Below are 335 nucleotides of genomic sequence, written 5' to 3'. Positions count from 1 at the left end.
GATATTTCTAAAATCGCAAAATTGTTTCGTTATCTAGTTTTCAATGAGCAAAGCTGTTTCACCGAAACAGCGACCATGGAATTTTGGTCTAACACAAACTGTGTAGATAAAATTACATGTCTTTTTTTGAGAGATTAAACTCTCAAAACTGAACAACGAGTGAGTTAAAAGTTTTGCAAAGCAAAACTGCTTCGTAAGCATAAACTTTGCAAAGTGATCCGCCGACTTTCGTCGTACGTATATTTGAATGTTTCCGTTTCAGGAAACGATTCTCCATAGAAAGGAGGTGATCCAGCCGCACCTTCCGATACGGCTACCTTGTTACGACTTCACCC

At 38.8% G+C, this 335-nt stretch carries 1 rRNA gene; it reads right to left on the bottom strand.

Features of this window, described 5'->3' with window-relative positions:
- Positions 1-279: 279 nt before the first annotated feature.
- Positions 280-335, bottom strand: a 16S ribosomal RNA gene (locus PV403_RS25095); the annotation flags it as partial.

It is taken from the genome of Paenibacillus sp. GYB006 (assembly GCF_036577645.1).
GTDB lineage: Bacteria > Bacillota > Bacilli > Paenibacillales > Paenibacillaceae > Paenibacillus.
This window is presented reverse-complemented; position numbering and strand designations above follow the sequence as displayed.